The organism is Natronomonas moolapensis 8.8.11 (assembly GCF_000591055.1).
Taxonomy (GTDB): domain Archaea; phylum Halobacteriota; class Halobacteria; order Halobacteriales; family Haloarculaceae; genus Natronomonas; species Natronomonas moolapensis.
Genome location: NC_020388.1, coordinates 2,415,557 through 2,440,457, shown reverse-complemented (window position 1 = coordinate 2,440,457; position 24,901 = coordinate 2,415,557). Strand labels below are relative to the sequence as shown.

Here is a 24,901-nt window from a genome sequence, read left to right as displayed (position 1 = left end):
GGGTACTTACGTCTACGGAAGTGGGTTGGAGACGACATCGCGGACTCGGGGCGTCTCCCCGAACGGTCCGGGGACGAACTCCCGGGTCCGTCGTAGCGCCCCCGGGACCGCGTGCAAACGACCGGGCGGCGCTCGAACACGCCCGACGACGCATCCAACCAATGAGCTTCGAAGACCCCGCCGACCCGACGGCCGACGCCGAATCGCTCACCGACGCCCCCGCGGTCGGACGCGAGACCACGACGACGCGCAGCGGGACGGGGCGGACGGTCATCGATACCCGAAACGTAAGCGTCCACTACGGCGAGACGCAGGCGCTCTCGGACATCACGATGGAGATTCCGGAGGGGATGGTGACCGCACTGATCGGGCCCTCCGGGTGTGGCAAGTCGACGTTCCTGCGGTGTATCAACCGCATGAACGACCTCATCGACACCTGTCGGGTCGAGGGCGAACTCCGACTGTACGGCAAGAACGTTTACGACGACGACGTGGACCCGGTGGCGTTGCGCCGGAAGGTCGGGATGGTGTTTCAGAAGCCGAACCCGTTCCCGAAGTCGATCCGCGAGAACGTCGCCTACGGGCTCGAGATCCAGGGCTTCGACGGCGACGTCGACGCCCGCGTCGAAGAGTCATTAAAAAGCGCCGCGCTGTGGGACGAAGTCAAAGACCAACTCGACGAGTCCGGACTCGACCTCTCCGGCGGCCAACAACAGCGGCTCTGTATCGCCCGCGCCATCGCTCCCGACCCCGAGGTCATCCTGATGGACGAACCCGCCTCGGCGCTCGATCCCATCGCCACCTCGAAGATCGAGGACCTCATCGACGACCTCGCCGAGGAGTACACCGTCGTGATCGTCACCCACAACATGCAACAGGCGGCCCGCATCTCCGACCGGACCGCCGTCTTCCTCACCGGCGGCGAACTCGTCGAGCTCGACGACACCGACTCGATCTTCGAGAACCCCGACAGCGAACGGGTCGAGAACTATATTACTGGGAAATTCGGATAGCGAGGGTGAGCGTAGCGAACCCTCGAAGACAGCGAGCGGGAGGAGCGAAGCGACGACACGCGAGCAGCGAGGACGACCGAAGGGAGTCCTCGGAAAGACCGAACGGCGAGCATGGTGAGCCGTGAGGTAGCGAGGGTGAGCGTAGCAAACCCTCGAAGACGACGAGCAGGCGTATACACGGGAGAACCGCGGACGACGCGCGTCGGACGCCCCGGAAAAAACATACCGGAGAGGGCACAACCGGAGCCAATGGCACGGAAGGGATTCCAACAGCAGTTGACGGAGCTCCGCGATAACGTCCTCTACATGAGCGAGATCGTTCTCGACCGGGTGCGAACGGGACTTCGGGCCTTAGAGACCAAAGAAGAGGCGCTGGCCCGGGAGGTCATCGAGGGCGACCACGAGATCAACGGCTTGTATCTCGAGTTGGAGCAGGAGTGTATCGACCTGTTCGCGCTCCAACAGCCCGTCGCGGGCGATCTCCGTTTCATCGCCGCCTCGTTCAAGATCATCACCGACTTGGAGCGCGTCGCGGACCTCGCGACCAATCTCGGCGACTACACGCTGCAGGCCTCCCGTGATATGTACCCCGACGTCGACGTCCAGGGGATCGGGCGCGAGGTCGTCGAGATGGTCGAGGACGCGATGGCGGCCTACGCCGAGGAGGACGTCGAAGCCTGCTTCGACATCGACGGGCGCGACGACGGGGTCGACGAGCGCTGCGAACGGGCCTCGGGCACCGTCGTGCGGGACCTCATCGAGACCGAGATCGACGACGACTCCTCCGACGCGGAGATCGAGGCGCTCATGACGGAGGTCTCGCGGCTGTTGCTCACGGTCCGAGATCTCGAGCGGGTCGGCGACCACGCCGTCAACATCGCGGCCCGGACGCTGTACATGGTCGACAACAGCGACGAGTTGATCTACTGACCGAGGAGAGCAACGGCAGGTCGACCTACCGGGGCTGGGCGTCGGCTTCCTGGGGGCGCTCGCGGGCGAACGCCCGGACCGGCGAGCCGTCCCCCTCGGCGATCGGAAGCGGGACGGCGAACAGCCGACAGCGCCCGAGACCTCCGAGGTTTCGTAGGTTTTCGACGACGAACCGGCCGTTCCCGAGGAGCCGACGGTGGGCCGGGACGCCCTCGGGCTCCCCGGGGGCGGCGTTCTCGCTCGGCGTCGGGTCGGGGCTCAGCGTATCGAGACCGACCGACCACCCGGCGGCGACACAGCGGTCGGCCGCCCCGGCGGTCAAGTAGGGGTGATCGAGATAGCGCGGGCTCCCCCAGTGGTCGTCCCACCCCGTCCGAACGAGGACCATCTCGCCGCCGTCGTCGTCGGGGAGCGCCGACGGTTCGATCGGCTCGCGGGGGTCGAGCCCGGTGCAGTCGACGACCCGCGCGTTGACGACGAACCGCCCGACGTCGAAGCCGTCGATCGCTCCCTCGAGACCGACGTGGCTCGGCGCGTCGACGTGGGTGCCGGTGTGGGTCCCACAGTCGATCGCCGAGACGCGGTAGCCCTCCGAGTCGGCGGTGGCGACCGGCTCGACCGACACCTCGGGGTCGCCGGGGAACCGTTGCATCCCGGTCTCGATGGGCTGTGAGAGGTCGCGGTACATCAGGTCGATCCTCCGGCGTTCGCGGTGGGACTGTCGGCGCGTTTGCCCGATTCGGGTGGATATCGCGGGGGCATACGTCCGGGGTACTCGCCGGTGGGTTTAGTGTTTGAGCGTCCTGGTGTCCGCGTCGGTTCCGGGGACCCTACCCGCTGCGTGCGACCGAGACGACGAGCCCTCTGTGATCGATGTAGTAGCCGGGGGGGTTGCCCGCGTAGTATCGCTCGACGTCGGCCGTCACCGTCTCGAAGGCCTCGGCTTCGCTCGGCGACAGCGGGGCGTACGTAGTTTCGAGGGTGTCGGCCGTCTCCGCCAGCAGATCGACGAGCGACTCGATCCGGGCGATCGCGTCGTCGGCGCTCGAGAGGACCGGCTCGCGGTCGGGGGCGCCGACGGGCGATGCCCGGAGGTGATAGCCCGAGGCGTCGTCGGTGTCGCGTCCGCGCCCCGTCTCGGGGGTGACGTCCTCCGGCTCGGCGTCGTCGTCCGGCTCGGCGTCGTCGTCCGGCTCGGTGTCATCGTCCGGTTCGGCGTCCCGACCCGACCTGCCGGGATCGGCGCACCCGGCGACCGCGACCGCGACGCCGGCGAGAAACGCTCGTCTGGGATGCATCCGGCGCGCCGGGGCTTAGAAGTAGCCCTCTTCGAGCAGCAACTCGCCGTTCAGAATGCTCGCGCCGGCCGCCCCGCGCATCGTGTTGTGGGCCAGGCAGTTGAACTGGACGCCGCGGTTCGTCGTCTCGATCCCGCCCGCGGCGACGGCCATCCCGCCACCGAGGTTTCGGTCGAGGCGGGGCTGGGGGCGATCGGGCTCCTCGAAGACCTCGATGAGCTGTTCCGGCGAGGAGTGCAGGTCGATTCCGGGGAACGACTCGAAGGCCTCGGCGACGGCCTCGGGTGCGGGATCCTCATCGAGGTCGGCCCAGACGTTCTCGAGGTGGCCATCGAGTGTCGGGACGCGGTTACACGACGCGGAGACGTCGGCCTCGTGGAGGCTGACCTCGGCCCCGTCGAAGGAGCCGAGGAGCTTGCGCGATTCGGTCTCCATCTTGTCGGCCTCGCCGCCGATGTGGGGGATGACGTTGTCGATGATCTCCATCGAAGTGACTCCGGAGTAGCCGGCCCCGGAGACGGCCTGCAGCGTCGAGACGTGGACCCGATCGAGCCCAAACCGATCGAGCGCCGCCAGCGTCGGCACCATGGTGATCGTCGAGCAGTTGGGGTTCTTGATCAACGCGCCGTCCCAGCCGCGCTCGTCGCGTTGGACCTCGATCAATCCGAGGTGATCGGCGTTGATCTCGGGGATTGTCAATGGGACGTCGTCGTCCATCCGGCCGTTCGAGGAGTTCGAGGAGACGACGTAGCCCGCCTCGACGAACTCGGGTTCGACCGCCGCGCCGACGCCCGAAGGCAGCGACGAGAAGAGCAACCCGACGTCGTCGGGGACCGCCTCGGGGTCGGTCTCGACGACTGTCGCGTCGGCGACGCCCTCGGGGATCGGCGAGTCGACGCGCCACTTGGCGGCGTCGCGGTACGTTCGGCCAGCGCTCGCCCCGGAGGCGGTGAGCGCGGCGATCTCGAAGTCCGGGTGCGGTGCAAGCAGTTGGATAAGTCGCTGTCCGACGGCGCCGGTCGCGCCGAGGACACCTACGCGGGTGGACATTGGCGGTCGTACGGCGAGCCGCAGGAAAACGGTTGTGGAAGCCGGCTGTCTCCCGCGGATGGAAAACGAACGATCGTCGGAAAAGCCGGCCGCCTACGCGCTCTGGGGGACGCCCATCTTGCGGGTGACGTAGCCGGCGATCCGGTTGCGGACGCCCTTGGACTCGACGTTCGTCAACTCGGTGACGAGCTCTTTGTTGTGCTCGAAGTCGTCGCCGAAGGCCTTCGGGTACCGTTCCATGAGCAGCGTCGCGGTCTTTTTGACGTAGGCGGGTTTGATAGCCATTAGTACCGCTCTCTACCGTTGTGGCACCTAAAAAAGGTTCGAAAGGGCTTCCGGCCCGCCTCAGACCACGAGGTACTCCTCGAGTTGCCCGCGGTCGCTGACCGCGTCGCCGGTGATCTCGTCGACGATCGTCCCGCGGTCGATCGCGTAGCACCGCTCGGCGAGGCCTTGGATAACCGAGAGATTCTGCTCGACGAAGAGGATCGTCGTGCCGAACGAGTCGTTGATCGCCTCGAGGTCCTCGGTGATCGACTGGACGATCGAGGGCTGGACACCCTCCGAGGGCTCGTCGACCAACAGGAGGTCGGGGTCGCCGACTAGCGCGCGCGCGATCGCGAGCATCTGTTGTTGGCCGCCGCTCATCGTGCCGGCGTCCTGGTCGGCGCGCTCCTCTAGGATCGGGAAGTAGTCGTACACCTGCTCGTAGCGCGTCGCCCCGCCGTCGCCGATCCCCTCGCCGATCGTGAGGTTCTGCTCGACGGTCAGCCCGGGGAAAACGTCCCGGCCCTGGGGGACGTAGCCGATGCCGCGTCGGGCGCGGACGTCGGCCGGTTCGTCGGTCAGGTCCTCCCCGCCGAACCGCACGACGCCGCTTTCGGGCTCGAGCAGCCCCATGATCGACTTCAACAGCGTCGTCTTCCCGACACCGTTGCGGCCGACGATCCCGACGATCTCGCCATCCCCGACAGTGAAATCGACATCTCTGAGTATCGGCGTCCCGTCGTAACCGGCGTTGAGCCCCTCAATCTCGAGGCTCACGCGTTCTCACCCAGGTAGATCCGGCGGACGTCCTCGTCGGTCTCGATCTCCTCGATCGGGCCCTGTCTGAAGATCGACCCCTGATTCAATACGGTGACCCGCTCGGAGATCCGGCGGACGAACTCCATGTCGTGCTCGACGACCAGAAACGTCATGCCGTCGTCGTGGAGCGATCCGATCAGCTCGGCGACGTCGGCCGTCTCGTCGACGGACATGCCGGCGACCGGCTCGTCGAGCAACATGAGCGTCGGATCGAGCGTCACTGCCATGCCGATCTCGAGACGCTGTTTCTCGCCGTGCGAGAGCTCGCTGGCCCCCGTGGTGGCCTTCTCCGCCAGCGAAATCCGATCCAGCGTCTCGGCCATGACGCCGTCGGCGTCTCGGTCGGTCCGCTGCAGCGGTACCTGGAGGTTCTGCTCGACTGTGAGGTTTTCGTAGACGTGCGGCGACTGGAACTTGACGCTGATCCCGGTGTCGATCCGCTCGTGGGGCGGCAGGCCAGTGAGCTCGTGGCCGTCGAAGTAGATCGACCCCTCGCTCGGCGAGAGCTGGCCGGTGATCAACTCGAGCAGCGTGCTCTTGCCCGCGCCGTTGGGACCGATGAGACACCGGATCTCCCCCTCGTCGATCGAGAAGTCGACGCTGTCGACCGCGGTGAGCCCGCCGAAGTTCTTCGTGAGCTGTTCGGTCGCGAGTAGCGTGTCGGTGCCCCCGCCGGTCGCGGCGACGGCGGGCTGTTGTTTGACGTTGATGTCCTGTGGCGTGCTCATTCTACGGGTTCCTCCGTCGTGGTCGTCGAGCCGGACTGCTTGCGCCCCCGGGCGAGCGCCCGGTCTTTGAGTTTCTCGAGCGTCGGGACGACGCCGGCGGGCATGAACAGGATCACGCCCAACAGGAGTCCGCCGACGATCACGAGCGCCCACTCGGAGCCGACGGGGCCGATCCCGCTAGAGAGCCCCGTCCGCATGCGCTCGATGGCGAACGTCGCGCCGATCGCGCCGAGAAGCGACTCGCGGCCGCCGACGCTGACCCACACGACCGGCAGGGCGGCGAAGGCGATCCCGAAGACGCTCGGGTCGATGTAGTTGCCCCAACTGGCGTAGAAGACGCCGCCGACCGCGGCCAACGCGCCGCCGATCGTGAACACGACCAGCTTCACGAACGGGACGTCGTAGCCGAAGGTCGCAGTCCGGGCCTCGTCCTCGCGGACGGCGACCATCGTCATGCCGAACTCGCTGTTGACGAGCGCCCGGAGCCCCAGATAGGTCACGACGAGCGTACCGAGCAGGGCATAATAGAAGGCCACCCGTTCGAGCACAAGGCCGCTCTGTCCGATCCCGAACGTGAGGCTCGGGATGTCCATGCCGTTGAAGCCGCCGAGTTGGGCCTCGCCGACGGCCCACTCGCTGCCGGCCGTCTGGGCCATGAAGGTGTTCAACACCAACGCGATGACCAGCGTCATGATCGTGACGTAGGTGTCGCGAACCCCGCCGTAGAACATGAAGTAGCCGACGACGGCCGCTGCGGCGGTGCCGACGAGGACGGCGCCGACGAGCCCGGCCATGACGCCGGTCGCCGAGCCGAAGTTGAGGCCGATGATCCCGAAGGCGTAGGCCGCGATCCCGAAGAACGCGACCTGCCCGAAGCTCAACACGCCCGCGTAGCCCCAGATGAAACAGAGGCTCAACGCGAGAAAGGCGAGCGCGAAGTAGCGCGAACTCTGGATCACGGTGTAGACGCCGACGAACTGCGGGTACGCGGCCAGCGCCCCGACGGCGACGAGGAGGCCGACCCAGAACGGGATCGAGTTGCCGACGGTGTTCGGCCCCTCGAAGACGCTCCGGATCCGGTCGAGCAGCGACCCCGAGTCGGCGTCGATGCGCTCGCTCATTCGCCCGCCCTCCGGCGTTGCCGCCAGCTTTCGACGTAGCCCGTGATCCCGTCGGGGAGGACGCGCAACGCGACGATGGCGACGAGCAACAGCAGCATCTGGCCGATGAACGTCCCGAAGAGGAAACTCCCCGTCGCATTGAACACGCTGAGGATGCCGGCGGCCGACAGCGTGCCGACGATGACAGAGGGCCCGCCGACGACGACGGCGACGAACGCCTCGACGAGGAACGTCCCGCCGCGGTTCGGGGTGATCGACCCGAGCGCCGGCGCGTACAGCGCGCCCGTCAGTCCCGCGAGCGCGGAGCCGATGGCGAACGTGGCCACGTACATCCGGTCGGTGTCGATGCCCATCGCGCGGGCGGTCTCGGGGTCCTCGATGGTGGCCCGCGCCTTGATCCCGAACTCGGTCCGGGTGAACAGCGCGTAGAGGCCGGCGAGGACCAAAAGCGCCACCGCCGGCAGGAAGACGCTCCGGTAGATCGACGACGAAAAGGGCCCGTACGAGACGGCCCCCATCGGCGTGGAGATGCTGTCGAGGCTGGATCCGAAGACGATCAACAGCAGTTGTGCGATGACCAACGCTAGCCCCCACGTCGCCACCATCGAGTCGAGCAGTCGATCGTAGAGGTGTCTGACGACCGTCCGCTCGATCAGGACGCCGAACACCGTAGTGACGAGGACGCCGGCGACCATCGCGGCCGGCAGCGGGACGCCGGCGTGGTACGGCAGCGCGGTCCCGTAGACGCCGATCAGGATGAACTCGCCGTGGGCGAGGTTGATCACGCCCATCATCCCGAAAATGATGGCGAGGCCCACCGTCGCGAGGACGATGAAGCCGAAGCTGTTCAGGAACTGGAAGAACAGCGCAACGGCGCTCGAGGCGGTCAGCGGGGCGACGCTGTGGGCCGACGACACCACGGCGGCGGTCGCGTCGATCACGGCGCGTCGTCACCCCCGTCCGGTCGTGGCAGCCGCGTGTGTCGTGTCATCGTTGCTCCTACAAGTCGTAGACGTCGCCCGGGACGTACTGGGTTGTCTTGTCCTCCTCGCGGAGGTCGCAGCCGTCGCCGCCCTCGACCTCGCTGCGGAGGAAGCTCGGGCCGATTCGCTCGTTGTTGGTGAAGGAGATCTCGTGGTTCTCGTCGCAGACCCCGACGCGCATCTCGTGTTCCATGTGGTGGGTCGCCCCGTCGAGGGTGAGTTCGCCCGAGGGCGCGCTGATATCGCGGCCCTCCTCGAGGACGCTGATGACCTCCTGTTGGTCGAACGTGCCGGCCTCCTCGACGGCCTCGGCCCACAGGTACACCGAGAAGTAGTTGTTCTGGGCCTCCTGGTTGAGGTAGTTCGCGTCGGGCCATCGGTCGTAGAAGTCCTCGACGAAGTTCTCGCCCTCCCGGAGGTCGCCGAGCTCCTCCATGTAGCTGACGCCGGCGTAGACGTTCGTGAGCGCGGGGGGATCGTAGCGGATGTGCTCGTGGCCCTGCGCCAGGGTCGTCGACGTCCCGATCGGGATGTCCTCCATGTTGTTCGTCGCCCGCTGGTCGTAGAAGTTCTCGTGGTTCGCGCCCACGAGCATCGACATGATGAAGTCCGGGTCCTCGTTTTGAATCCGGTTGATGACCGACGAGAAGTCGGTCTCGTCGAGCGGAATGTACTCCTCGCCGACGATGTTGTAGCCGTTCTCCTGTGCGAGGACGTTGACCCAATCGCCCGAAAGCTGGCCGAAGTTGTAGTCGGCGGCGATGATGTAGATGTCGTCGCCGAACTCCTCGGCCAGGTACGGCGTCACGATCCCGAGTTGCTGGCGGGCAGTCGCCCCGACCGGGAAGATCGTGTTGTCGCAGACGCCGCCCTCGTACTGGGTGGTGTAGAAGTACAGCTGTTCGTTCTCGTTGATGATCGGTCGGATCGCCTCCCGGGTCGCCGAGGAGTAACCGGCCCACAGCGCGTCCACCTGGTCCTGCAGGATCAGCCGCTCCGTGAGCTCCTGGTAGCGGGAGTTGTCGGACTGTGGGTCGGGATCGACGATCTCGATCTCCTCGCCGAGCAGGCCGCCGTCCTCGTTGATCTCCTCTATGGCGAGTCGCGTCGCCTGCCACTTCGAAGTCCCGTTGAGCTGGAAGTTCCCCGAGCGGTCCTCGAGGATGCCGACCGTGGGACCGCCACTCCCGCCGTTACCGTTGCCGTTGCCGCCCCCGTTGCCCGAACAGCCCGCGAGGGCGGCCCCGATGCCGGCCGCCCCCGAGGCGAGCAGGCTCCGACGGGAGACGCGCTCACGCATGACGAACGCCTCCGGCGCCGACTCGGCGAGCGTCTACGTCTATATTCTGGCACTGGTCCTCCGTAAATATGTCCGTACATCCAGACATTTTCACGTTAAGTGGTCAAACGCCACCAGTATATAAATATTGTCGGCAAACACTACCCAATATGGTTGGAGAAATCATACGACCACATACACTTGGGTGTCAATGAATGTCCTTATATTTCGTACGCTCGTTTGATAGTTCGTAGTCAGTGGCGCGTCCTGTCGTACGCATACGCACTGGCTGGTCGCCGGAGTCCGGCAGGTCTCCGTCGCCGCGGCGTCTGTAGTTCGCAAACGCCGGGTGACCCGTCGTCGAACGGTCGAAACGCCGCCGCCGGTGAGAAACCGGAGGAGAACGTTCCGGCCCACCTCCGACGCGAGCCGGCGTGTTTTTTACGTGCGTCCACTCGGACCGTGCTATCGACCGGTATCTAGGAAAGATTCGCGCGAAGGGACAACTTATGTAACCCCCCGCTCGTTGGACATGATATGCTGGAATTACCGCTGCACACCGGCGCGGAGCACCCCAACCTCACGCTCGTCGTTCTCTCGAGCCTCCTCACCTTCCTCGCAGGGCTCGGGCTCGCCACGTACGGCGATCGCGTTCGCGCGTTCGTCCGCACCCTCACGACCGACTCGGCGGAGTGAGACGACACGGTATGCACGTAAATACTGCCGAAGACGGCGGGCGGGCCGGACCCCCCGGAGGTGACTCGCTGTGAGCGACCGTGTCCCCGGCGAGTTGCTCCCCGCCGACGATCCGATCGAGATCAACGCCGGACGGGAGACGGCGACGGTGACCATCGAGAACACCGGCGACCGGCCCGTCCAGGTCGGCTCGCACTTTCACTTCTTCGAGACCAACCCCGAACTCGAGTTCGACCGGGAGGCGGCCTACGGGATGCGGCTGAACGTCCCCGCGGGGACCGCGATCCGGTTCGAACCGGGCAGCGAGCGCGACGTCGAGTTGGTCGCGATCGGCGGCGACCGGATCGTCCACGGGATGGGCGGGCTCGTCGGGGGCGACCTCGACGACGAGGACGTCCGCGAGCGCGCGCTCGAACGCGCCGCCGAGGCCGGCTACCGGGGGGTCGAGCGATGACGCGGGAGCTCCCCCGCAGCGAGTACACGGACCTCTTCGGTGCGACCGAGGGCGACCGCCTCCGGCTCGGCGACACCGAGCTGTTGGCGGAGATCGAACGCGACCACACCACCTACGGCGACGAGGCGGTCTTCGGCGGCGGCAAGACGATGCGCGACGGCATGGGGATGCAGTCGGGCGTCACGCAGGCCGAAGGCGCGCTCGATTGGGTGTTCTCGAACGCCGTCGTGATCGACCCGATCCTCGGGATCGAAAAGGGCGACATCGGCGTCCGGAACGGCCGGATCGCCGGCGTCGGCAAGGCCGGCAACCCCGACACGATGGACGGCGTCGACGACGACCTCGTCGTCGGGGCGAGCACCGACGCCGTGCCCGCCGACGGCCTCATCGCCACACCGGGCGGGCTCGACATCCACGTCCACTTCAACAGCACGGGGCTGTTCGAGCACGCCCTCGCGAGCGGCATCACGACCATGTTCGGTGGCGGCTACGGCGGCGGCGCGACGACCTGTACGCCCGGTCCCGAGAACGTCAAGCGGTTCCTGCAGGCCGCCGAGGAGTGGCCGATGAACGTCGGCTTCTACGGGAAGGGCAACTCGAGCCAGCCCGACCCCCTCTACGAGCAGATCGAGGCGGGCGCGTGCGGGCTCAAACTCCACGAGGACTGGGGGTCGACGCCCGCGGTGATCGACACTGCCCTCGACGTCGCCGAGGAGACGGACGTCCAGGTGTGTATCCACACCGACACGCTCAACGAGTCCGGCTTCGTCGAGAAGACTTTCGACGCCATCGACGGGCGGGCGATCCACACCTTCCACATCGAGGGTGCGGGCGGCGGGCACGCCCCCGACGTCCTCGAGTTGGTCGGCCACGAGCACATGCTGCCGTCGTCGACGAACCCTTCGATGCCCTACACGGAGAACACCTTCGACGAACACCTCGACATGGTGATGGTCTGTCACCACCTCAACCCCGACGTCCCCGAAGACGTCGCTTTCGCCGAGTCGAGGATCCGCGCGGAGACCCTCGCCGCCGAGGACGTCCTCCACGACCGGGGCGCGATCAGCATGATGACCTCCGATTCGCAGGCGATGGGCCGGATGGCGGAGGTCATCGCGAGGACCTGGCAGACCGCCGATAAGATGAAGAAACAGCGCGGCCCCCTGCCCGAAGACGAAGGGACCGACGCGGACAACCACCGGATCGAGCGCTACGTTGCCAAGTACACCATCAACCCCGCGACGGTCGCGGGGATCGACGAGTACGTCGGCTCGCTCGAGCCCGGTAAGATGGCCGACATCGTGCTGTGGGAACCGGAGTTCTTCGGCATCAAGCCGAAGTACGTCATCAAGGGCGGCTTCCCGGTGTACAGCCAGATGGGCGAGGCCAACGGCTCGCTCATGACGTGCGAGCCCGTCGAGATGCGCCCCCGGGCCGGAGCCGCGGGGAAAGCCAAGAACGCGTTGTCGGTGTCGTTCGTCAGCGAGGCCGCCTACGAGCGCGGCGTCGGCGACGAGTACGGCCTCGACGCGCCGGTTCGGCCAGTCCGGGGGACGCGGTCGGTGCGGAAAGCCGACATGGTCCACAACGATTACTGCCCCGACGACATCGACATCGACGCCCAGACATTCGAGGTATCGATCGACGGCGAGCACGTGACCTGTGAGCCGGCCGAGGAGATAGCACTTGCACAGCGATATCATTTATAAACACACACGGAATCAATACATATGAACCTCTCACCCAAAGAAAAAGAGCGGCTGACGGTGTTCATGGCGGCCGAACTCGCCCGCCGCCGCAAGGAACGCGGCGTGCAACTCAACCACCCCGAAACGGTGGCGTACATCTCCGATTGGGCCTGCGAGCGCGCCCGCGAGGGGATGTCCGTCGCCGAGATTCGCAGGGAGGCGACGACGCTTCTGACACGCGAAGACGTGATGGACGGCGTTCCCGAGATGGTCGGGATGGTACAGGTCGAGCCGATGTTCCCCGACGGGACGAAGCTCGTGACGATCCACGACCCGATCCGGGCCGACTCGCCCGAACAACTGGAGGAATAGATGAGCCACAGAGACGTCGCGACGGTCGGGCTGGGCGGTCCCGTCGGCTCGGGCAAGACCGCACTCGTCAAGCGACTCGTCCCGCGGCTCGAGGAGGCGGGCTACGACGTGGGCGTCATCGCCAACGACATCATGACACAGGAGGACGCCGACCGGCTCAGAGAGTCCTTCGAGGGGCTCATCCCGCCAGATCTGGTGGCGGGCGTCGAAACCGGGGCCTGTCCCCATACCGGCATCCGGGAAGATCCCTCGATGAACCTCGCGGCGGTCGACGAGTTCACCGAGTCGTACCCCGAACTCGACGTGGTGTTACTCGAGAGCGGCGGCGACAATCTCGCGGCGACGTTCAACCCCGAACTCGCCGACTACTTCCTGTTCGTGATCAGCGTCGCGGAGGGCGACGACATCCCCCGAAAGCGCGGTCCCGGAGTGACCCAGGCCGACCTCCTCGTGATCAACAAGACCGACCTCGCGCCGCACGTCGACGCCGACCTCGAGGTGATGGCTCGCGACGCCGAGGCCGTCCGCGGCGAGGGGCCGACGCAGTTCACCGACTGCAAGGCCGAGGAGGGGATCGACGGCGTCGTCGAACACATCGAGGACGGCGTGCTGTTCGCATGAGCGTCGTTCCCGACGCCTTCGAGCGCTACGGCGAGGAGCGACTCCCGCAGGCGCCCGCCTTCGGTCCCGGCAAGGACGGCGTCTTCGAGGCAACGCTCGCGCGGGAACCGGGCGGTGAGACCAGGCTGTTGCGCGATTACGCGAAGGTGCCGTATCACTTGAGCGGCACCCTCGATAGCGACCCCGCGCCGGGGCTGACGACGCTGTGTCTCCAGGAGCCGACCGGCGGCGTCGCACAGGGGGATCGACACAGCCTCGACGTCACCGCGAAAGACCGAGCTCGCGCGCGCGTGACGACGCAGAGCGCGACGAAGGTCCACAGCATGCACTCGAACTACGCCCACCTCGATTGTGCCCTCCGGGCCGGTCCCGAGGCCCACCTCGAGTACCTGCCGGGGCCGACGATCGTCAACGAGGACGCGCGCTGTCTGCAGACGCTGTCGGTCGATCTCGATCCGACCGCGTCGGTCGTCGTTGCCGACGTGCTCGTCCCCGACGGTCTAACCGGTCAGGAGCCGTTCGGCTTCGATCACTACCACAGCCGCCTCGACGCGCGGTGTGATGACCGACTCGTCTGCTCGGACGCCGTCGACCTGCGGCCCGCCAAACGGGACCCCCGCGACCCGGCGACCGTCGGCGAGTTCGGCGTCGTCGGCACGCTATACGTTCTCGCGCCCGCGGCGTCGGTCGGGGCGATGGCCGATTCGATCCACGGCCGACTCGAACCGATGGCCGACACGCAGGCGGGCGTCTCGGCGCTGGCTTACGGCGCGGGCGTCTCGGTGCGCATTCTCGGGGACCGAAGCGCGGACGTCGTCGACGCGCTGTGGGCCGCCTGGGACGAGACCAGACAGGCACTTCTCGGCGTCGGCGCGCCCGCCGACAGGAGGTACTGATGCGGCGGATCGACGGCGTCGTCGGGAACCGCCACGACGACCCCGACCTCGAGGCGCGGATCGCGGCTCACGAGGACGCCGACACCCTCGAGTACGTCCGGATCGACTCGGGCGAGCGCAAGAAGTCCCGCCTCCGGGTCGAAACCGACGCCGGGACCGACCTCGGGATCGTCGTCCACGGTGGGGAACTCCGCTCGGGCGACGTGCTGTTCGTCGACGACGACGCGGCGGCCGTCGTCGCCTTCGAGACGCGGGAGGCGTTCGTCGTCGAGTTGCCGGCCCCGACGGCGGCGACGCTCGCGGCGGCGGCCGAGTTCGGCCACCGGGTCGGCAACCAACACTGGGACGTCGCGGTCGAGGACGGGGCGGTCTACGTCCCCGTCGACGCCGAGCGGCGGATCCTCGAGGACGTGCTCGGGCCGTACGTTCCCGAGGGGGCGCGGACGCGCTACGAGGAGGTCGAGGCCGAACTGTTCGTCGACGACGGGGGCGAGTCGGCCGGCGGGGAACACGAGCACGCCCACGGAGGCGAGACAGATCACAGCCACGGAGGCGAGACGGATCACAGCCACGGAGGCGAGACGGATCACAGCCACGGAGGCGAGACGGATCACAGCCACGGAGGCGAGACGGATCACAACCACGACCACGGCGACGGATCGGACCACGACCACGACTACGCCACCCAGCACGGCGACGAGGACCACGACGCCGATGAGTGACGCCTCTTTCCTCACCGCGATGCGGCTGGCGGACTCGTTTCTGCCGGTCGGGACCTACACCGCCTCTTACGGGATCGAGCAGTACGTCAACGAGGGGCACGTCGAGGCGGCCGCCGAACTCGGCGACCTGATCGAGGGGTATCTCCGGCGGATCGTCGGCCCGGCCGACACGGTCGCGCTGGCGAACGCCCACGCCGCCGCGGCGACGGACTCGCTGGCGGGGGTCCTCGAGGCCGACGAGCGCCTCCACGCCGCGACGCTGCCGGCCGAGTTCCGAACGAGCGCAACCAAGGGCGGACACAAGCTGCTCGAGTTGCTCGGCGAGACGGATCCGGCGCTGTTCGATCCTGACGGCTGCGTCCTCGCGGCCTACGCCGACGCGGTCGACTCCGGCGAGACTCCCGGTAGCTACCCGGTCGCTCTGGGCGTCGTCGCGGAGTCGGCGGGGATCGACCGACGGACGGCGTGTCTCGTCGGCGCGTACTCGTTCGTGACGGAGCTGCTCGGGGCGGCCCAGCGGCTCGGACGCTTCGGCCACACCGACGTTCAAGCGCAGTTGCGTCGGCTGCTCGCCGTCGTCGAGTCGGTCTGCGAGCGCTACGCCGACGCCGACATCGAGTCGCTCGCCTCCTTCGCGCCGCTGGCGGAGACGATGGGGATGGCCCACGAGCGCGCCGATCGGCGGCTGTTCATGAGCTGACGCCGGGGTCTTTGAGAACGGTCACTCGACCGACCCCTCTTCGGGGGTCGATCCGGTCTCGACGGCGCGGTCCGCGCCGAGTTTGCCGGCGAGGACGGCGGCGATATAAATCCCGACGGCGACGAGGACGATGGTCCCGCCCGCGGTCGTCCCGTAATAAAACGAGAGCGTGATGCCGACCAGTACCGCGAGTTCGGCCAGGACGACCGACGCGAGCAGCGCCTCCCGGAAGCTCCGGGCGAGTTGCGCCGCGCCGGCCACCGGAACGACCAGCATCGCGGCGACGAGGATCACGCCCATGATCTGCATCGCGCCGACGACGACCATCGCCGTGAGCATCGCGACGACCCGGTTGTACCAGCGGACGTCGATCCCGGCGACCCGGGCGGCCGTCTCGTCGAAGGTGACGTAGAGCAGCTGTTTGTACGTCGCGCCGACGACGAGGGTGATGACCGAGAACAGCCCAACGAGGAGGACCGTGTTCTCGTTCGTGACCGTCGAGAGGTTCCCGAAGAGGTACTGGTTGACGCCGACGGCGAGGCCGCCGGAGTTGAGGCTGATGAGTACCGCCCCCAACGCGAAGCCCGTCGAGAGCACGATCGCCATCGAGACGTCGTTGTAGGCGTCGGTCACCTCCGAAATCAACTCGATCGCGAGCGCGGCGATCATGGCGACGACGACGGCCGTGAGGTACGGCGAGATTCCCGTCCCGAGGGTCGCGTTGACGAACAGTCCGACGGCGACGCCGGCGAAGGCGGTGTGGGCCAGCGCGTCCCCGATCAACGCGAGTTGTCGGTGGACGAGGAAGGTGCCGATCAGCGGGGCCATCACCGCGATGAGCATCCCCACGAGGAACGCCCGGTGCATGAAGCCGTACTCGAGCATCACGAGGCCGGTCCGGTCGGCGACGGCCAACAGGAGGTCGCTCCAGCGATCGAGCAGCCACACCGACGCGTCGTAGGGAAGCCCGACGACGGCGGGCGCGAGGCGAGTCCCGATCATGCGACGGTCACGTCCCCGTCGCGTCGGACGGTGGTTCCGTAGGCCCGCTCCAGGGCGTCGCTGTCGGCGAACTCGGCGGGCGGGCCGTCGAAGTACACCTCGCGGTTCAGACAGACCACGCGCCCGGCGTGGTCGAGTACCGCCCCGATGTCGTGTTCGACGAGCAGGACCGTCATCCCCTCGCGGTTGAACCCGTCGAGCAACTCGAAGAAGGCGTCGACCGATTCGGCGTCGACGCCGACGGTCGGCTCGTCGAGAACGAGCAGGTCGGCCTCCCCGGCGAGCGCGCGGGCGATGTAGGCGCGCTGGCGCTGCCCGCCGGAGAGCTTCGAGATCCGTCTGTCGGCGAGGTGGTCGATCCCGACAGTCTCGAGCGCGTCCCGGGCTTTCGCCCGGTCCTCGGGGCCGATACGGCCGAACCCGGCGTGTGGGAACCGCCCCATGAGGACGACCTCGGCGACGGTGATCGGCATCTTCGTCGCGTTCTCCGTGACGTCCTGGGCGACGTAGCCGACGCGGTCGCGCTCGGCGAAGGCGCCGGCGGGGCTGTCGAAGAGCCGTGCCGATCCCGAATCCGGCTCGTGCAGCCCCAGAACCAGCCGGAGCAGCGTGCTCTTGCCGGAGCCGTTCGGGCCGACGACGCCGACGTACTCGCCCGATTCGACCGCCAGTGAGACGTCCCGGACGACGGGACTCGCGGTGTAGCCGAAGGAGACGCCGTCGAGTTCCACGAGGCTCATAGAAGCCTCGCGTCGGTAGCTGCGTGGCTCACAGTACGATCACTCGAAGTTCCGCCACTCGGCGTCGAAGTCGGCGTCCGGTTCCCTGGCGTCGAGGACGGCCTCGAACGTCGGCATATTGATGTTGCGCGCGATGTCGACGTACCCCCACCCGCGGTCGGCCCACTGTGCGGTGATCCCGGCGTACGGCGTGACGGGGTAGTACGCCTCGACGCCCGTCGCCTCGCGGAGTTGTCGGGCGGGTCGGCGGGGCTCGAACACCGCCGCGCCGATGTATCGGATGTCGTGTTCGGCGATGGTGTCCTGGGCGCGCTGGACGTCCGCCGGCCGGACGTCGCCCTCCGCGGCGAGATTCGTCACGAGCGGCTGAATCGTCGCTCCGTACCGCCGGCCGACGTACTCGAAGGCGTTGTGCGCCGCGAGGAAGACGACGTCGCGTTCGGCGCTCTCGAAGAGGGCCGCCCACTCGGCGTCGACGTCGTCCAGCTCCGAGGCGACCCTCTCGGCGTTGTCCTCGAGTGCGTCCCGGTGGTCGGGCGCGAGCTCGGCGAGCCCCTCGGCGACGTTGTCGACCGACTGTTTGGCCAGCTCCGGATCGAGCCAGAAGTGCGGATCCTTCCCTCCCTCGGTCGCCTCCTCGTCGCCGACGGTGTCGGCGAGGTCGAGTAGGTCGATCCCCTCGCGGACGTCGATCGAGACCGTCCCCGCGCCGTCGTCGCGGGCGGTTCGGAGGGCGCGGTCCGCCCACGGCTGAAACCCCGGCCCGACGTTGACGAAGGCGTCCGCGTCGACGATCCGTCGGGTGATCGAGGGATCCGGGTCCCAGCCGTGGCCGTGGAGGCCGGTCGGCACGAGGTTCTCGACCCGTATCGGCGTCTCCTCGGCGACCCGCCGCGCGAAATCGTAGAACGTAAAAAACGATGCGACTGCGACGGGACCGCCATCGGGGGCCGCGACTCCGCCGGCGCCGCCGAGACAGCCGGCGGAACCGACCGCCGCGCCCGCGCCCGCCGCGAGGAACCCCCGGCGCGAGACGCGGGGTGAGCGCCCGTTTCGGTGTAACATACCCCTTTTTAGACATTACTGTACATTAAGTTTGTGCTATAAAACTAAAATATTAGAGTCATCTAATCCGGGCGTGGATTCGGTCCACCCGGTCTCGGGGTCACGATCGAAGGCGGGTCGGCCGCTACGGTCGAAGGCGGGTCGGCCGCTACGGTCGAAGGCGGGTCGGCCGCTACGGTCGGTCGACGTCGAGTCCCGTGTGTTCGAGAAACCGCTCGAAGGCGTCGCGCTCGCGGGGGCCGCCGCAGCGCTCGACGACGTCGCCGAAGTACTCGATCCGGGCGCGGAGGGCATCGGAGTCGTAACCGGGGACCTCGAGCCGCGAGGCGGCGACGGTCGCCTCGACGACGGCGTAGTAGCCGCGGTTCGTGGTCGGGACGGTCTCGCGTTCGAGCGCCGACTCGACCGGCGTCAGCTCCCAGTCGACCCACTGGGTGCCGCCCTCGCTCCCCCGGTCGATCGACTCGACTCCGATCCTCGCCCACGCGTCGGCGCTTTCGAGTACCGGTTCGTCTTCCTCACGGATCGAACACGCCGCGTCGACGAAGTCGACCGGGTCGGCGGAGAACTGGACGTAGCCACCGCCGCGCTCGGTGAAGTTGCGCCACGTCCGCGTCCGGCCCCAGGTCCGAGCCGTCACGGGGTCGCCGGCGAAGAGCCCCAACGCGGCGACGTTCCAGCGGTCGTTCGGCCCGAGTGTTGTCACGATCGACTCGGTGACGCCGCGGAGGTCGGCGGGCCACGCCGCGTCCGACGAGTTGCCGTCCGCGTCGTTTGCTCTCATCTTACACCTCCAGTCCGCGTTCGAGGGCGACGAACAGCGCCCCGGCGGTGATGTCGGCCGTCGTGCCGGGGTTGATGTCGCGTGCGACGAACTCCTCGGCGAGCGCGTCGGCGTCGGCCTCGCCGTCGAGGACCGCCCGCGCGCGCCGCGTCGCCTCCTCGGCGGCCGTCTCGCCGTTCCGCGTGATGACGAAGGTGTCTGGCTCCGCCGCCAACAGCCGGAGAAACGCCCGCGAGGCGCGGCGGTGGATCGGCCCCTCGTCGTCGAGGAGCCATCCTGCGGCCTCGAAGCTCCGCTCGAAGCCCGAACACCACTCGGCGGCGACGCCGTCGCGGTCCGCCGAGAGCGCCATCACGTCGTACAGCGTCGCCCCACGCTCCCGGAGCGCGTCGGTCGCCGCCGCCCCACGCCGGACGTCGAGCGAGTCGAGTCCCTCGGGGGGGTCGTCGACCGCGACGCCGACGTGCTCGAACGCCTCGTAGAAGGCACAGGCGTCCTCGACGGTCGTCGCCTCGACGGTCTCCGTCACGCCGTCCGGCGTGAGCCGCCCGTCGGCGGCGGCCCGGACCAGCGGCACCGTCACGAGCAGCGCGCCGAACTGGGTGTTGCCGCCCGACTGGCCGCTCATCCCCTCGATCGACGACTCGAAGGCCGTGCCGATCGAGGCGCCGTCGGCCGCCGCCCGCAGGCCGGTGCGCGCGCCGACCGCGCCGGCGAGGAAGTGCTCGAACCGGAGGTCCCCGTAGTCGCGCTCGCGGTCGACGTTGCCCGGCTTCGGCGTGCCGGCCACCTCCAACAGGAGCGCGAGTTGGCCGTTCTCGGCGGGGTCACGCATCCGGCGTCACCTCCCCACCCCGCCCGGCCCCGCCGGACCGCTCGAAGTACCCCTCGACGGCGCGGCGGACCCGCCGGAGGACCGCCGGCTCGTCCGAGGGGCGACCGACCGAGACGGCGTCGGCGCCGTACTCGAGGTATTCCACGGCGGTCTCGCCGTCGCGGACTCCGTTGTTGGCGATCACGAACGCCCCGGACGTGCCGTCGACGACGTCGGCAACGACGGATTCCGTGTCCATCGCGTCGACGTGGAGGACGTCCGCGCCGGCGTCGACGAGCGTCGACGAGAGCGCCGGCAGGTCGACGCCGGCGACTTCCGTCCGGAGTTTGACGCTCACTGTCGCGCCCGCCGACGCCGCGGCCGCGACCTGCTCGCGGAGGCGCTCGCCGTCCCGGAGCAGCGACTCGCCCGCGCCCGCGGCGCACATCTCGGCCTGTCGGCAGTGGGCGTTCACCTCGAGGATCGCGCCGCGGTCGGCACAGACCGCGGCGGCCTCGCGTACCGGCCCGGGGGCAGCGCTCCGGACGTTGAACGCCGGCCGAAGGCCGACGTCGGAAAGCGCTGCGAGTTGGTCGTCGACGAACTCGGTCGGCGAGTCGGGGAGGAACTCGCTGCGGTCGCGGTCGCGGAGCCGCCGGGCAGCCTCCCGGGTCGGACCGTCGAGTGCCACCCCGCCCAGAAACGCACAGCCCACCCACGGTTCGGCGGTCCGCGCCCACGCGGCGTCCGCCTGCCCGGACAGCGAGGCGGCGGCGACCCGCGGTTCGAACATCACGCACCCCCCGCGCCGGCGCGGTCGAGCGCCTCGCGGACCGCCCGACAGACGCGCTCGCCGTCCGCCGGCGTCCCGAGTTCGGTGTCGGTCCTGACGACCGGGCGATCGAGCGCCGTCCCGTCGTCGGTGTCGAGGACGAACGCGTCGGCGAAGGGATACGCTGCCGCGACGCCCGCGGTCGAGGGCTCGTACCCCGAGGCCGCCATCAGCGTCCCGGCCGGCCCGGAGAAGACCTCGCTCTCGACGAACGGCGAGACCGCAACGACGGGCGTCGACGCCAGGGCCGCCTCGAAGGCGTCCATCGCGAGCATCGGCCCGAGGCTCGTGATCGGGTTCGACGGACCGACGACGACCGGCGAGTCGAGCGCGTCGAGGACGGCGTCGGTCGGTTCGGCGTCGACCGCACCCCTGAACTCGACGCGGTCGACGTCGGGGGCGGCCCGGCGGTGGACCCAAAACTCCTGGAAGTGCATCGCGCCCTCGGGGGTGTGGACGATTGTCGCGACGGGGTCGTCGCTCATCGGCAACACGGGGCGTTCGACGTCTAGCGCGTCGCCGAGGGTAGCTGTCACCGATGTGAGACCGTACCCCTCGTCCAGCAGGCCGGTTCGGGTGACGTGGACCGCCCGGTCGTAGTCGCCCAACTGCATGAACTCCGCGACCCCCGAAAAGCGCCGAAACCGCGAGATGTCGCGCCCCCCGGTCTGGGCGGCCTCGGGGAGATACCGCGGCCCGGACTCGAGGCCGGCGCCCTCGGCCACCTCGTGGATCGCCTCGTGGGTCTCGGTGCTGTCGCCGTCGATGCCCCACCACGTCTCGCGGTCGAGCAGTCCGCCCTCTGAGAAGAGCACCGTATCGACGTCCGGACAGACCACCACGCCGCCGAGCTCGACGTCGTCACCGGTGTTGCAGACGACCGGCGTGTCGGCGGGGTCGAACACCGCCTCCGACCCGGAGAGCAGCTTCGGCGTTCCCGTGCCGCCGGCGAGGAACGTAACCATACTACGGGTTTCGGGCCGACGGGTTTGTATCTGACCGTCCGGCGCGTCGGTCGCCGCATCGAGGCTCAGGCGACGGGAAACGCGCCGGGGGCGTCGGCGGCAGCCCGGAGGGGTGTGCGGCGGCTCATCGGGCAACAGTGAGGCGACGGGAAACACGCCGGGGGCGTCGGCGGGGCCGCCCCGACGGGCGCGACGGTTTTATCCGATCGCGCCGAAGGACCGGACGGATGGTCACGATCAAGGACAGCGTCCACGACCACATCGGCGTCGAGGGGGTGGCGGCCGACCTCTTGGACACGCCCGCCCTCCAGCGGCTCCGGCGGATCAGACAGCTCGGAACCGTCGGATTGGTCTACCCGAGCGCGAACCACACGCGCTTCGAGCACTCGCTTGGGGTGTATCACCTCGCCGACGCGGCGCTCTCGGAGCTCGGGATCGCCGGCGCGCGCGCCGAGCGCCTCCGGGCGGCGGCGATCCTCCACGACGTCGGCCACACCCCATTCAGCCACAACGTCGAGTCACTCGTCGCCCGCCGGACGGGACGGATGCACGACGAGGTCGAGGACCTCCTCGAGGAGGGGGACGTGGCCCGCGCGCTGACGCTGCACGACATCGCTCCCGACGCAGTCGCGGAGTTGATCGCCGGCGGGGGCGAGTTCGGACAGCTGATCTCGGGGGAGCTCGACGTCGACCGGATGGACTATCTCGTCCGGGACGCCCACCACACCGGCGTCCCCTACGGGACGATCGACGCCGGCCGGCTGGTCCGGGAGCTGCGCTTTCTCGACGGGCGGCTTGTGCTCGCGGCGGGCAACGTCCAGACGGCCGAGTCGTTGCTCGTTGCGCGCTCGCTCATGAATCCCGTCGTCTACAACCACCACGTCGCGCGCATCTCGAAGGCGATGCTGCGGCGCGCGAGCGAGCGCCTGCTCGAAGTCGGGGCGACGACCGCGGCCGAGCTCAGACGGATGGACGACGCCGGGCTGCTCGTTGCGCTCCGGGAGTGCTCTGAGACGGCGGTGTTCGCCCGCCGACTCGACACCCGCTCGTTGTACAAGCGGGCAATCTGGGCGGAGCTTCGGGACGTCCCGGACGACGTCCTCGACGCCGACCACGGCGTGCTCCGGGAGCACGAACGCGAGATCGCGAGCCGGGCGGGCGTCGATCCCGACGCAGTCATCTTAGACGTCCCCGATCGCCCCCGGATGAGCGAGTCCACGAGCCGGGTCGTCGTCAACGGCGAGGTCCGGGCCCTAGAGAGCCAATCGACGCTCGTGACCGCGCTCCGCCGGGCGAGCCACGAGCAGTGGCGGCTCGGCGTCTACGCGCCCGAAGAGGAGACGGAGGCGGTCGGGCGGGCTGCCGAAGCGACGATCGGACTCGATCTCGACGCGCTCGTCGTCGACGTACACAAGGGAGTCAACACCACGCTGGACGAGTTCTGAGCCCGAACGCGAAGCTGCAACCGCGTGGACTACGCCACTCTACCGCGTTCGGGGCTGCTCGCCTTTCGTTCCGCTCGCTCGCCTTTCGTCCGACCGACGTGTTCGATGGCTTTCTCGCGGCCGAGTTCGCCGTCGAGCTACTGTGCGAGTACGGGGTCTTCGAGCCCACGTTCGAGTGCCCGTTCGAACACTTCAGGCTCCGGAAGGCCGCGAGCCTCGGCGATTTCTCGAACTCGGCCGGACATTTCGGCGGCCACACGATGTGATCTCTCGGCAACGTTCGTGACATCCTCCCGCGCCTAAAGTCGCGGGCCTCCCACCCGGTGTTGACCGAGCAGGTCAATCCTGAACGTTGGGAGTCTCAGGTTTGCTGGACAGTCAGCCAGTGGCTCTGCCACGAAGCCGTTACTCGTACCCGCTGAAGGGCTTCGAGATAGCTGATTGTTTTACGACTGTCGGCGTGGTCGGCTTACTGTTTGATTCCGGTTAGAAACCGTGGCAAACACCGAGTCAACTGCCAGTTCCCCACGCACAATTATACGTACTGTGTCTATACGTAAACTTTTGTCGGATTCACCTGGTGGCTAAAGCCACCAGTATTCTCCTTGTATCTCTATAAATCCGTGTCTGCCCGTCCGCCGACAATCTGACCGGGCCTATCTTTTTTCGAGGAGAGGATCCCGTCGTTTACGGCGTTGACGAGAGCGAAGCTCTCGTTCGCACACCAGAACGCTTCGCGTTCTGGGGACGGGGAGTGACTCCGACAGTTCGGATACATCCGTAATCGACAGCAATACGGATATTTACGTGGTATCGTGGCGTAGTATAACGTACTCCGAGGCGGTTACATCGCCCCCTCAAATGCACAGTATCGGGAGTCCGAGATCCAGAACGTTCGAGACACCCATCTCGAACCGCTGTGGTGTCTCGATCGCAAGATAACTCCGAATCCCTTGCCGGGATAAGAGTAACGGCGGTGTGGTCCCGCCATCGGCCCGTCATACCGACAGGCCCTAAATCAGCAAATATCCCACCCCAGCGGTGCGGTACCGTGGGTAGCCTCGCCGTTTGCGGCGAGGAGGAGGTCACGTCTACTGTGACCACAACCAGATGCCCTTAGAGGCGCCGTCTACCGTCAAAAATGGCGGCCTCGGTACTCATAGGGCTCGTCATCGCCGGCTGCCTACACCGGCTCGGATAGAGTACTCGTCATCGGCCACTTGCGTTTCCACTCGGGGAGTTTGTTGTTTTGATCGTACTCACTCGGCTTGTCGTCCTCTGGACTGTTTCCGTGGTCCAAATAGACGTGGCTGTGGAATCGGCGATGAAGCTCGAGTTGATCTTCCAGTCCAGCCGCTCCCTTACCTGTCGGGCAGGCGTAATAGCGGTGACTGTACTCCATCGCTGTCCGTTGGTTCGACGTGTTTTTATTTAATAATTTATTCCACTGAGCGTCGGCTTCATCCCCGAGGCCAAGCCTCGGAGTATTCGCCTCGCCAGTGGATAACACAGTTCGACGTTCGGCAGTCGGATCGTGACGCCGCCGTCGGGGAGCCGTCCTGTCCCTGTGACGGCGCGAGCGACTCGTGGCGCCGTCCCGACCCGGCCGCTCGTAAC

Annotated in this window: 28 protein-coding genes and 1 pseudogene; 12 read left to right on the top strand and 17 right to left on the bottom strand. The window is 67.8% G+C overall.

All coding sequences use genetic code 11. The features are described 5' to 3' along the window. Positions 1-161: 161 nt before the first annotated feature. A complete protein-coding gene (pstB, locus tag NMLP_RS11785; RefSeq protein ID WP_015410344.1) occupies positions 162-1,013 on the top strand; it encodes a phosphate ABC transporter ATP-binding protein PstB in 852 nt (283 codons plus the stop codon). 249 nt (positions 1,014-1,262) lie between these two features. Next, complete coding sequence (gene phoU / locus NMLP_RS11780; protein ID WP_015410343.1) at positions 1,263-1,943, top strand: phosphate signaling complex protein PhoU; 681 nt, start codon at positions 1,263-1,265, stop codon at positions 1,941-1,943. A 25-nt stretch (positions 1,944-1,968) separates the two neighbouring features. Here the strand turns inward: phoU and NMLP_RS11775 are convergent, their stop codons facing one another. The 9 genes from NMLP_RS11775 to NMLP_RS11735 form a co-directional block, all read right to left on the bottom strand. Further along, positions 1,969-2,631, bottom strand: a complete 663-nt coding sequence (locus NMLP_RS11775; RefSeq protein WP_015410342.1) for a cyclase family protein — start codon at positions 2,629-2,631, stop codon at positions 1,969-1,971. Positions 2,632-2,773: 142 nt separating this feature from the next. After that, positions 2,774-3,241, bottom strand: a complete 468-nt coding sequence (locus tag NMLP_RS11770) for a hypothetical protein (protein WP_015410341.1) — start codon at positions 3,239-3,241, stop codon at positions 2,774-2,776. 15 nt (positions 3,242-3,256) lie between these two features. Next, positions 3,257-4,291 carry an aspartate-semialdehyde dehydrogenase gene (gene asd, locus NMLP_RS11765; RefSeq protein WP_015410340.1) on the bottom strand — a complete coding sequence of 345 codons (1,035 nt, stop codon included), beginning with the start codon at positions 4,289-4,291 and terminating at the stop codon, positions 3,257-3,259. A 93-nt stretch (positions 4,292-4,384) separates the two neighbouring features. Beyond that, positions 4,385-4,576 carry a 30S ribosomal protein S17e gene (locus NMLP_RS11760; protein WP_015410339.1) on the bottom strand — a complete coding sequence of 64 codons (192 nt, stop codon included), beginning with the start codon at positions 4,574-4,576 and terminating at the stop codon, positions 4,385-4,387. A gap of 60 nt (positions 4,577-4,636) precedes the next feature. After that, entirely contained in the window at positions 4,637-5,335 is a 699-nt protein-coding gene (locus NMLP_RS11755) for an ABC transporter ATP-binding protein (RefSeq protein ID WP_015410338.1), read from the bottom strand. Beyond that, positions 5,332-6,105, bottom strand: coding sequence for an ABC transporter ATP-binding protein (locus NMLP_RS11750; RefSeq protein WP_015410337.1), 774 nt, complete (start codon positions 6,103-6,105; stop codon positions 5,332-5,334). The genes NMLP_RS11755 and NMLP_RS11750 overlap by 4 nt, the downstream gene beginning before the upstream one ends. After that, positions 6,102-7,226 carry an ABC transporter permease subunit gene (locus NMLP_RS11745; RefSeq protein WP_015410336.1) on the bottom strand — a complete coding sequence of 375 codons (1,125 nt, stop codon included), beginning with the start codon at positions 7,224-7,226 and terminating at the stop codon, positions 6,102-6,104. The genes NMLP_RS11750 and NMLP_RS11745 overlap by 4 nt, the downstream gene beginning before the upstream one ends. Next, positions 7,223-8,116, bottom strand: coding sequence for an urea ABC transporter, permease protein UrtB (urtB, locus tag NMLP_RS11740; RefSeq protein WP_049926781.1), 894 nt, complete (start codon positions 8,114-8,116; stop codon positions 7,223-7,225). The genes NMLP_RS11745 and urtB overlap by 4 nt, the downstream gene beginning before the upstream one ends. Before the next feature lie 109 nt (positions 8,117-8,225). Further along, positions 8,226-9,509, bottom strand: coding sequence for an urea ABC transporter substrate-binding protein (locus NMLP_RS11735; RefSeq protein ID WP_015410334.1), 1,284 nt, complete (start codon positions 9,507-9,509; stop codon positions 8,226-8,228). A gap of 516 nt (positions 9,510-10,025) precedes the next feature. Here NMLP_RS11735 and NMLP_RS15655 point away from each other — a divergent pair. From NMLP_RS15655 to NMLP_RS11700, 8 genes are all read left to right on the top strand, one after another. Further along, on the top strand, positions 10,026-10,184 hold the full coding sequence (locus NMLP_RS15655; RefSeq protein WP_015410333.1) for a hypothetical protein: 159 nt from the start codon (positions 10,026-10,028) through the stop codon (positions 10,182-10,184). A 70-nt stretch (positions 10,185-10,254) separates the two neighbouring features. After that, positions 10,255-10,638, top strand: coding sequence for an urease subunit beta (locus NMLP_RS11730; protein WP_015410332.1), 384 nt, complete (start codon positions 10,255-10,257; stop codon positions 10,636-10,638). Then, the gene (gene ureC / locus NMLP_RS11725; protein WP_015410331.1) at positions 10,635-12,347 is read left to right on the top strand and encodes an urease subunit alpha; all 1,713 of its coding nucleotides are present in this window, start codon (positions 10,635-10,637) and stop codon (positions 12,345-12,347) included. The genes NMLP_RS11730 and ureC overlap by 4 nt, the downstream gene beginning before the upstream one ends. Before the next feature lie 21 nt (positions 12,348-12,368). Beyond that, positions 12,369-12,698 (top strand): urease subunit gamma, encoded by a 330-nt coding sequence (locus NMLP_RS11720; RefSeq protein ID WP_015410330.1) that lies wholly within the window; start codon positions 12,369-12,371, stop codon positions 12,696-12,698. Continuing rightward, entirely contained in the window at positions 12,699-13,319 is a 621-nt protein-coding gene (gene ureG, locus NMLP_RS11715) for an urease accessory protein UreG (RefSeq protein WP_015410329.1), read from the top strand. Continuing rightward, positions 13,316-14,215 carry an urease accessory protein UreD gene (locus NMLP_RS11710; protein ID WP_015410328.1) on the top strand — a complete coding sequence of 300 codons (900 nt, stop codon included), beginning with the start codon at positions 13,316-13,318 and terminating at the stop codon, positions 14,213-14,215. The genes ureG and NMLP_RS11710 overlap by 4 nt, the downstream gene beginning before the upstream one ends. Beyond that, positions 14,215-14,937, top strand: coding sequence for an urease accessory protein UreE (gene ureE / locus NMLP_RS11705; protein ID WP_015410327.1), 723 nt, complete (start codon positions 14,215-14,217; stop codon positions 14,935-14,937). Before NMLP_RS11710 ends, ureE begins: the two co-directional genes overlap by 1 nt. Continuing rightward, positions 14,930-15,637 (top strand): urease accessory protein UreF, encoded by a 708-nt coding sequence (locus tag NMLP_RS11700; protein WP_015410326.1) that lies wholly within the window; start codon positions 14,930-14,932, stop codon positions 15,635-15,637. The genes ureE and NMLP_RS11700 overlap by 8 nt, the downstream gene beginning before the upstream one ends. A 21-nt stretch (positions 15,638-15,658) precedes the next feature. On the opposite strand, the gene NMLP_RS11695 is transcribed toward NMLP_RS11700, so the two are convergent. The 7 genes from NMLP_RS11695 to cofD form a co-directional block, all read right to left on the bottom strand. Next, complete coding sequence (locus NMLP_RS11695) at positions 15,659-16,639, bottom strand: metal ABC transporter permease (protein ID WP_015410325.1); 981 nt, start codon at positions 16,637-16,639, stop codon at positions 15,659-15,661. After that, positions 16,636-17,379 carry a metal ABC transporter ATP-binding protein gene (locus NMLP_RS11690; protein ID WP_015410324.1) on the bottom strand — a complete coding sequence of 248 codons (744 nt, stop codon included), beginning with the start codon at positions 17,377-17,379 and terminating at the stop codon, positions 16,636-16,638. Before NMLP_RS11690 ends, NMLP_RS11695 begins: the two co-directional genes overlap by 4 nt. A gap of 39 nt (positions 17,380-17,418) precedes the next feature. Then, a complete protein-coding gene (locus tag NMLP_RS11685; protein WP_015410323.1) occupies positions 17,419-18,444 on the bottom strand; it encodes a metal ABC transporter substrate-binding protein in 1,026 nt (341 codons plus the stop codon). Positions 18,445-18,616: 172 nt separating this feature from the next. Then, a complete protein-coding gene (locus tag NMLP_RS11680) occupies positions 18,617-19,228 on the bottom strand; it encodes a DUF447 domain-containing protein (RefSeq protein ID WP_015410322.1) in 612 nt (203 codons plus the stop codon). Position 19,229: 1 nt separating this feature from the next. Further along, positions 19,230-20,063 carry a triphosphoribosyl-dephospho-CoA synthase gene (locus NMLP_RS11675; protein WP_015410321.1) on the bottom strand — a complete coding sequence of 278 codons (834 nt, stop codon included), beginning with the start codon at positions 20,061-20,063 and terminating at the stop codon, positions 19,230-19,232. After that, on the bottom strand, positions 20,056-20,835 hold the full coding sequence (locus NMLP_RS11670; RefSeq protein WP_015410320.1) for a tRNA-dihydrouridine synthase: 780 nt from the start codon (positions 20,833-20,835) through the stop codon (positions 20,056-20,058). The genes NMLP_RS11675 and NMLP_RS11670 overlap by 8 nt, the downstream gene beginning before the upstream one ends. Further along, entirely contained in the window at positions 20,835-21,839 is a 1,005-nt protein-coding gene (cofD, locus tag NMLP_RS11665) for a 2-phospho-L-lactate transferase (RefSeq protein WP_015410319.1), read from the bottom strand. Before cofD ends, NMLP_RS11670 begins: the two co-directional genes overlap by 1 nt. Before the next feature lie 227 nt (positions 21,840-22,066). Between cofD and NMLP_RS11660 the strand changes: the two genes are divergently transcribed. Together NMLP_RS11660 and NMLP_RS15650 are read left to right on the top strand one after the other, a co-directional pair. After that, positions 22,067-23,284, top strand: a complete 1,218-nt coding sequence (locus NMLP_RS11660; RefSeq protein WP_015410318.1) for an HD domain-containing protein — start codon at positions 22,067-22,069, stop codon at positions 23,282-23,284. A 98-nt stretch (positions 23,285-23,382) separates the two neighbouring features. Then, positions 23,383-23,550, top strand: coding sequence for a hypothetical protein (locus NMLP_RS15650; protein WP_173400751.1), 168 nt, complete (start codon positions 23,383-23,385; stop codon positions 23,548-23,550). Between the two features lie 932 nt (positions 23,551-24,482). Here NMLP_RS15650 and NMLP_RS11655 read toward each other — a convergent pair. Continuing rightward, positions 24,483-24,686 (bottom strand): annotated as a pseudogene (locus NMLP_RS11655) (RNA-guided endonuclease TnpB family protein); the annotation flags it as partial. Positions 24,687-24,901 lie beyond the last annotated feature (215 nt).